Raw genomic sequence first — 6,687 nt, 5'->3', positions numbered from 1 at the left:
CTTTTGACTTGTGTTTTTTTCTGTTTTCAAACAGTACGAAAAAAGAAGTAATGGTAATACAAACACGTTGCCCAAGGGTTAATCATATTATATAAGAGATGGATGTATATTTTTCTGTAAATTGTTAAGGAATAGAAGTATAAAATATGTCCATTTAAATAGGGAGGGAAGGTTATGAAAGCACAAAATGAAGTTTGTATTGTTTGTGAGACAGAAAGAAAAGAAGGGATATATGTTTATAATAATTTAATATGTTATGAATGTGAAAAGGATATGGTGAATACGGAGACAAATGATCCGAAGTATATATATTATTTAAAACAGCTTCGGAAATTAGAAGTATCATATTTTTAAATAGGCATATGCCTATTATTTTTTTTGTTCTGTATAATAGAGGAAGAATGAAATAATAAGGAAGAGATATAGATGAATCAAAATCGCATACCTTTATATGAGGCATTAACAGAGTTTAAAGAAAGAGGGCCGTTATCCTTTCATGTTCCAGGTCATAAAAATGGTTTAAACTTCCCTCAGGAAGCTGTAGGGGAGTTTAAAGATATACTATCTATCGATGTAACTGAGTTGTCAGGGTTAGATGATTTACATAGTCCGTTTGAATGTATAGATGAGGCACAACAGTTATTAGCTGATGTATATGGAGTGAAAAAAAGTTATTTTTTAATTAATGGTTCAACAGTAGGGAATCTAGCAATGATTTTGTCTTGTTGTGGGGAACATGATATTGTTCTTGTACAAAGAAATTGTCATAAATCAATTATTAATGGTTTAAAATTAGCGGGCGCAAATCCAATTTTTTTAGATCCATGGATTGATGAAGCTTATAATGTACCAGTGGGAATTCATGATGAAATTATTAAGGAAGCAATTGAAAAATATCCAAATGCTAAAGCACTCATTTTAACGCATCCTAATTATTATGGTATGGGAATAGATCTGGAGGCAAGCATCGCTTATGCACATGCACATAAAATCCCCGTTTTAGTAGATGAAGCACATGGAGCCCATTTTTGTTTAGGAGGGGCATTTCCAAAGTCAGCATTAGCATATGGTGCAGATATTGTAGTTCATTCTGCACATAAAACATTACCCGCGATGACAATGGGGTCCTATTTACATATAAATAGTCGCTTAGTGAAAGAAGAAAAAGTTTCTACCTATTTAAGTATGCTACAATCTAGTAGTCCATCGTATCCAATTATGACTTCTCTTGATATTGCCCGCTTTACAATAGCACGTATAAAAGAAAAGGGACATGATGAAATAGTCGAGTTTTTACGGGGATTTAAAGACGAATTGTGTTCTATTCCACAAATAGCTATTTTACAGTATCCATTACAAGACCATTTAAAGGTTACTGTACAGACACGTTGTCAGTTATCAGGGTACGAATTACAGTCTGTATTTGAAAAGGTCGGTATATATACAGAAATGGCGGATCCGTATAATGTCCTATTTATTTTGCCCTTGCAAGTAAATAAGGAGTATATGAAGGTTATAGAGATGATCCGAGGGGCATTGCAATATTATGAGGTGAAAGACAAGAAGGAATCTATTCGTTATACTTATAAAGGAGAATTTTCTCCTTTACCGTATACATATAAACAACTGGAAGGATATGAAACAAAAGTAGTATCTGTAGAAGAAGCAGTTGGGATGATAGCGGCAGAAATGGTAATTCCGTACCCACCTGGAATTCCATTGATTATGTATGGAGAAAGAATTACTTCAGAACATAAAGAGCAAATTATGTATTTAGAGCAATCAGGCGCTCGTTTTCAAGGTAGCACGAAATATATGAAAGTGTATGATATAGAAAGTAGGTTTTAGGATGAAGGGATTATTTGTAACAATTGAAGGTCCAGAAGGTTCGGGTAAAACAACGTTAATTAAAAGTTTATTGCCGTACTTTGAACAAAAAGAACAAAAGGTAATGGCGACGAGAGAACCAGGTGGCATTGCAATTTCAGAGGATATTAGAACAATTTTACATAAACAAGAATATACGATGATGGAAGCACGTACAGAGGCGCTTCTGTATGCTGCTGCACGTAGACAACATTTGGTGGAAAAGGTTATGCCGGCACTTAACGAGGACTACCTTGTATTATGTGATCGTTTTATAGATAGCTCTTTAGCGTATCAAGGATATGCAAGAGGGTTAGGTATGGATAAAGTATTTGAAATAAATCGTTTCGCAACAGAGGACTGTATGCCTAGTTTAACGATTTACCTAGACATTGAACCAGAGATTGGTTTAGCTCGCATTGAAAAAGATGCAGGACGTGAAGTAAATCGATTAGATATGGAAGATATCTCTTTCCATAAACGTGTCCGTGAAGGATATTTACAAGTTGTAGAACGTTTCTCAGATCGTATTGTATTGGTAAATGCTGATCAACCAATGGAAAAACTTATAGAAGAAGTTGTTCAGATTATAGAAGATAAATTGTTATAATAGAAGGAAAGAATGAAATAAGTGAGGTATGCGTTATGACGAAGACGTGGGAGCAGCTTTCTGCTATACAACCCATCGGTGTAAAAATGTTGATGAATAGCATTGCAAAAGAGCGTATATCCCACGCTTACTTGTTAGAGGGAGGGAAAGGGACTGGAAAGTTTGCAACGGCAATTCAAATGGCAAAGAGTTTCCTCTGTTCTGGTCGGAATGGGGTAGAGCCTTGTCACGTATGTACAAATTGTAAGCGAATTGATTCAGGTAACCACCCTAACTTACATATTGTAAAACCAGACGGATTATCTATTAAGAAACAGCAAATTCATGATTTACAAGAAGAGTTTTCAAAAACAGGATTAGAAGCAAATAAAAAAGTATATATTATTGAGCACGCAGATCGTATGACAGCAAATGCAGCGAATACACTTTTAAAATTTTTAGAAGAACCAAGTAGTGATACAACAGCTATTTTACTTACTGAACAAAGTCATCAAATTTTAAATACGATTTTATCTCGCTGTCAAGTTGTTACATTTAGACCGTTACCTACGGAATCTTTAATTAGAAAATTACAGGATGAAGGTATTACGGCATCTTTATCGACACTTGCTACGCAACTCACGAATAGTTTTGATGAAGCTTTAGCTTTATGTAGTGATGAATGGTTTGCACAAGCACGAGCTTTAGTGATAAAATTATGTGAAGCGCTCGAAAAGGATAAAGCCTCTATTTTTTTTGTACAAGAAAAATGGGGGAAACACTTTAGAGAGAAAGAACAATTACAGCAAGGTTTAGATATGTTGCTCCTTATTTATAAGGATTTATTATATGTTCAACTTGGAGAAGAAGATCGTCTTGTTTTTCATGAGCAGAAAGAGATGTTTGAATCTTTCTCCTATGCTCAGAAGCGCATTGTATCAGCTCTCTTTAATATATTAGAGGCAAAAAATAGAATCAACGCTAATGTAAATGCGCAGCTTGTGTTCGAACAGTTAGTGTTGCGGTTGCAGGAGGGATGACCGTTTTGTATGATGTAGTAGGTGTTCGCTTTAAGAAGGCCGGAAAGGTGTATTACTTCGATCCGAATCAGTTCGATATCTCTGAAAATGAGTTTGTAATTGTAGAAACAGTAAGAGGTATTGAGTACGGAAAAGTAGTTATTACCAAAAAGCAAGTTGATGAAAACGACGTTGTATTACCGCTAAAAAAGGTTATTCGTATTGCAAATGAAAATGATCGTACCATTGTTGAAGAGAACAAACATGCTGCAAAAGAAGCATATCAAGTTTGTCAGCAAAAGGTAGTAGAGCATAATCTTGATATGAAACTTGTAGATGTAGAGTATACGTTCGATCGCAATAAGATTATTTTCTACTTTACTGCGGATGGTCGGATTGATTTCCGCGAACTAGTGAAGGACTTAGCGGCAATTTTTAGGACAAGAATTGAACTAAGACAAATTGGTGTTCGTGATGAAGCGAAGATGCTTGGTGGTATTGGTCCGTGTGGTCGTATGCTTTGTTGTTCTACTTTTTTAGGAGATTTTGAACCTGTATCCATTAAGATGGCAAAGGATCAAAATTTATCATTAAATCCTGCAAAAATCTCTGGTTTATGTGGTCGCTTAATGTGTTGCTTAAAATATGAGAATGATGAATATGAGGCAGCAAAGGAACAACTTCCTGATTTAGATCAACGTATACAAACCCCGCATGGTACTGGCCGTGTTATCGGATTAAATATTTTAGAAAGATTAATTCAAGTGGAACTAGTAGACAAGGAACGGATAGTAGAATATACGTTAGATGAGTTAGTGAATAAAGGGGTCGTTTCGAGTCAAACCACAGATTAATGAGGTGGGTGCTTGTGGAGAAAAAAGATATTTTTGCATCGGTTTCTAGTATGGAAGAGCAAATTGGACATTTATACAAACAGTTGGGAGAATTAAAACAACATCTTGCAGAGTTGTTGGAAGAGAACCAACATATAAAAATGGAAAATGAAAATTTGCGACACCGCTTTGAAGAAGTGCAGATTAAGGAAAAACAAAAAACTCAAAAACGTAAAGAAGTGAAGCCGAAGACAACTGATATTGGCGAAGGCTATGATAATTTAGCAAGGCTATATCAAGAAGGTTTTCATATTTGTAATCTGCATTATGGAAGTGTACGTAAAGAGGGAGATTGTTTATTCTGCCTGTCATTTTTAAATAAAAAGTGAAATTACCTTTCCAATGATAATTGGAAAGGTAATTTTTTATACATGAGAGTAGAATGAAATATGTTTTTTTATTAGTAGAAGATGAAATAGGGTAGGTTAAGTGTAAGAAAAGGAGTAACATATGAATTTATATGAAGATGAACGTTTAGATTACTTATTAGCGCAAGATATGAAGATTGTACAAAGCCCATCAGTATTCAATTTCTCGTTAGATGCTGTTTTACTTGCAAACTTTGCTTGGGTGCCGATTCAAAAAGGTAATGTACTTGATCTGTGTACAGGTAACGCAGTTGTCCCCCTTTTATTAAGTACAAGAACAAAGGGAAACATTACAGGTGTAGAAATTCAAGAACGTTTATATGATATGGGAATCAGAAGCGTTCAATACAATAAGTTAGAAGAAAGAATTCACTTAATACATGGGGATTTGAAAGATATGCCAGAGAAACTTGGACGTCATCAATATGATGTAGTTACATGTAATCCCCCTTATTTTCAAACACCTGCAACTTCTGAGAAAAATATGAATGAACATTTAGCGATAGCTCGTCATGAAATTATGTGTACATTAGAGGATGTTGTATCTGCAAGTAGTCAGTTAGTAAAGCAAGGTGGGAAAGTAGCATTTGTACATCGTCCAGGTCGTTTGCTAGATATTGTTACATTAATGCGTAAATACAAAATTGAACCAAAGCGTGTGCGATTTGTTTATCCTAAGGCAGGGAAAGAAGCGAATACATTGTTAATTGAAGGAATTAAGGATGGAAACGCAGATTTGAAAATATTGCCCCCTCTTTTTGTATATGAAGCAAATAATGAATATACAAAGGAGATTCGTTCAATTTTATATGGAGAAGAATAAGCATTGTTTTTATGTAGTAGAGTGCTCTGACGGAAGTTATTATGCTGGATATACAAATCATATAGAGAAGCGGATTCAGACCCATAATAGTGGAAAAGGTGCTAGGTATACGCGTGCTAGACTTCCTGTTGTTTTAAAATACATAGAATTTCATGAAGATAAGCGTACAGCTATGCAAGCAGAGTATTATTTTAAGCAGTTAAATAGAAAACAAAAAGAAGAATATATGCAAAAAGGAGAACGCTATGTGGCAACAAAAAAGCTTTCAACAAAATGAAAAGGGAGTTTTATATTTAGTACCAACTCCAATTGGAAATTTAGAAGATATGACATTTCGTGCAATCCGAATTTTAAAAGAAGCTGATTTAATTGCTGCTGAAGATACGAGACAAACGAAAAAACTTTGTAATTATTTCGAAATTGAAACCCCCGTTATGAGTTACCATGAGCATAATAAGGAAGTAAGTGGTAGGAAAATATTAGGGAAGTTAGACGAAGGAAAGACTGTAGCACTTGTTAGTGATGCTGGTATGCCTTGTATTTCCGATCCAGGTTACGATATTGTTGTAGAGGCTGTAGCAGAACAGTATCATGTAATCCCGCTTCCTGGGGCAAATGCAGCCCTTACAGCATTAATTGCATCAGGTCTTGAAACAAAACAATTTTATTTCTATGGATTTTTACAAAGAAATAAAAAAGAAAGAAAAATGGAGTTAGAGAAGCTTCGTTATGTACAAACTACAATGATGTTTTATGAAGCGCCCCATCGTTTAGATGATACTTTAATCTCGATGCAAGAAGTGTTGGGAAATAGAGAAATTGTATTATGTCGAGAGTTAACGAAAAAATTTGAGGAATTTATTCGTGGAACAGTTGAGGAAGCAATTGAGTGGACGAAACAAAATGAAGTTCGTGGCGAGTTTTGTATTTTAGTAGCTGGTTCAACGGAAGAACCTACCCCAGAAGAAAAATGGTGGGAATCTATTTCGGTATATGATCATATTGAACACTATATAAACGAAAAAGGTATGAATTCAAAAGAGGCAATAAAAACAGTCGCTAAAGATCGAGATTTGTCGAAACGCGATGTATATCAAATCTATCATGTCGATAAAAAATAAGCTTCTCA

At 34.9% G+C, this 6,687-nt stretch carries 9 protein-coding genes; all 9 read left to right on the top strand.

What is annotated here, in order from left to right:
- Positions 1 to 174: 174 nt before the first annotated feature.
- Positions 175 to 354 (top strand): sigma factor G inhibitor Gin, encoded by a 180-nt coding sequence (locus DN392_RS28720; RefSeq protein ID WP_000647291.1) that lies wholly within the window; start codon positions 175 to 177, stop codon positions 352 to 354.
- Positions 355 to 426: 72 nt separating this feature from the next.
- Positions 427 to 1,848: an aminotransferase class I/II-fold pyridoxal phosphate-dependent enzyme gene (locus tag DN392_RS28715; RefSeq protein ID WP_088321376.1), complete on the top strand. Its 1,422-nt coding sequence runs from the start codon at positions 427 to 429 to the stop codon at positions 1,846 to 1,848.
- Between the two features lies 1 nt (position 1,849).
- Entirely contained in the window at positions 1,850 to 2,476 is a 627-nt protein-coding gene (gene tmk / locus DN392_RS28710) for a dTMP kinase (protein WP_000677225.1), read from the top strand.
- A gap of 35 nt (positions 2,477 to 2,511) precedes the next feature.
- A complete protein-coding gene (holB, locus tag DN392_RS28705; RefSeq protein ID WP_061672889.1) occupies positions 2,512 to 3,495 on the top strand; it encodes a DNA polymerase III subunit delta' in 984 nt (327 codons plus the stop codon).
- A gap of 5 nt (positions 3,496 to 3,500) precedes the next feature.
- Complete coding sequence (locus DN392_RS28700) at positions 3,501 to 4,328, top strand: PSP1 domain-containing protein (RefSeq protein WP_000272429.1); 828 nt, start codon at positions 3,501 to 3,503, stop codon at positions 4,326 to 4,328.
- Positions 4,329 to 4,342: 14 nt separating this feature from the next.
- Positions 4,343 to 4,696, top strand: a complete 354-nt coding sequence (gene yabA, locus DN392_RS28695) for a DNA replication initiation control protein YabA (protein ID WP_000412057.1) — start codon at positions 4,343 to 4,345, stop codon at positions 4,694 to 4,696.
- 121 nt (positions 4,697 to 4,817) lie between these two features.
- A complete protein-coding gene (locus DN392_RS28690) occupies positions 4,818 to 5,558 on the top strand; it encodes a tRNA1(Val) (adenine(37)-N6)-methyltransferase (protein WP_001055376.1) in 741 nt (246 codons plus the stop codon).
- Positions 5,545 to 5,835 (top strand): GIY-YIG nuclease family protein, encoded by a 291-nt coding sequence (locus DN392_RS28685; RefSeq protein WP_000414343.1) that lies wholly within the window; start codon positions 5,545 to 5,547, stop codon positions 5,833 to 5,835. Before DN392_RS28690 ends, DN392_RS28685 begins: the two co-directional genes overlap by 14 nt.
- A complete protein-coding gene (rsmI, locus tag DN392_RS28680) occupies positions 5,804 to 6,679 on the top strand; it encodes a 16S rRNA (cytidine(1402)-2'-O)-methyltransferase (protein WP_000267813.1) in 876 nt (291 codons plus the stop codon). The genes DN392_RS28685 and rsmI overlap by 32 nt, the downstream gene beginning before the upstream one ends.
- Positions 6,680 to 6,687 lie beyond the last annotated feature (8 nt).

The sequence above is a fragment of the Bacillus sp. BB51/4 genome, from assembly GCF_008368845.1.
Taxonomy (GTDB): Bacteria; Bacillota; Bacilli; order Bacillales; family Bacillaceae_G; genus Bacillus_A; species Bacillus_A wiedmannii.
The sequence above is the reverse complement of the archived record's forward strand: the minus strand, read 5'-3'. Positions and strand labels throughout refer to the sequence as shown.

Excerpts from the sequence above, each read along its gene's own strand:
- holB (WP_061672889.1), top strand. The coding sequence starts at position 2,512 with ATGACGAAGACGTGGGAGCAGCTTTCTGCTATACAACCCATCGGTGTA.
- DN392_RS28720 (WP_000647291.1), top strand. The coding sequence starts at position 175 with ATGAAAGCACAAAATGAAGTTTGTATTGTTTGTGAGACAGAAAGAAAA.
- DN392_RS28715 (WP_088321376.1), top strand. The coding sequence starts at position 427 with ATGAATCAAAATCGCATACCTTTATATGAGGCATTAACAGAGTTTAAA.
- DN392_RS28690 (WP_001055376.1), top strand. The coding sequence starts at position 4,818 with ATGAATTTATATGAAGATGAACGTTTAGATTACTTATTAGCGCAAGAT.
- rsmI (WP_000267813.1), top strand. The coding sequence starts at position 5,804 with ATGTGGCAACAAAAAAGCTTTCAACAAAATGAAAAGGGAGTTTTATAT.
- tmk (WP_000677225.1), top strand. The coding sequence starts at position 1,850 with ATGAAGGGATTATTTGTAACAATTGAAGGTCCAGAAGGTTCGGGTAAA.
- DN392_RS28685 (WP_000414343.1), top strand. The coding sequence starts at position 5,545 with ATGGAGAAGAATAAGCATTGTTTTTATGTAGTAGAGTGCTCTGACGGA.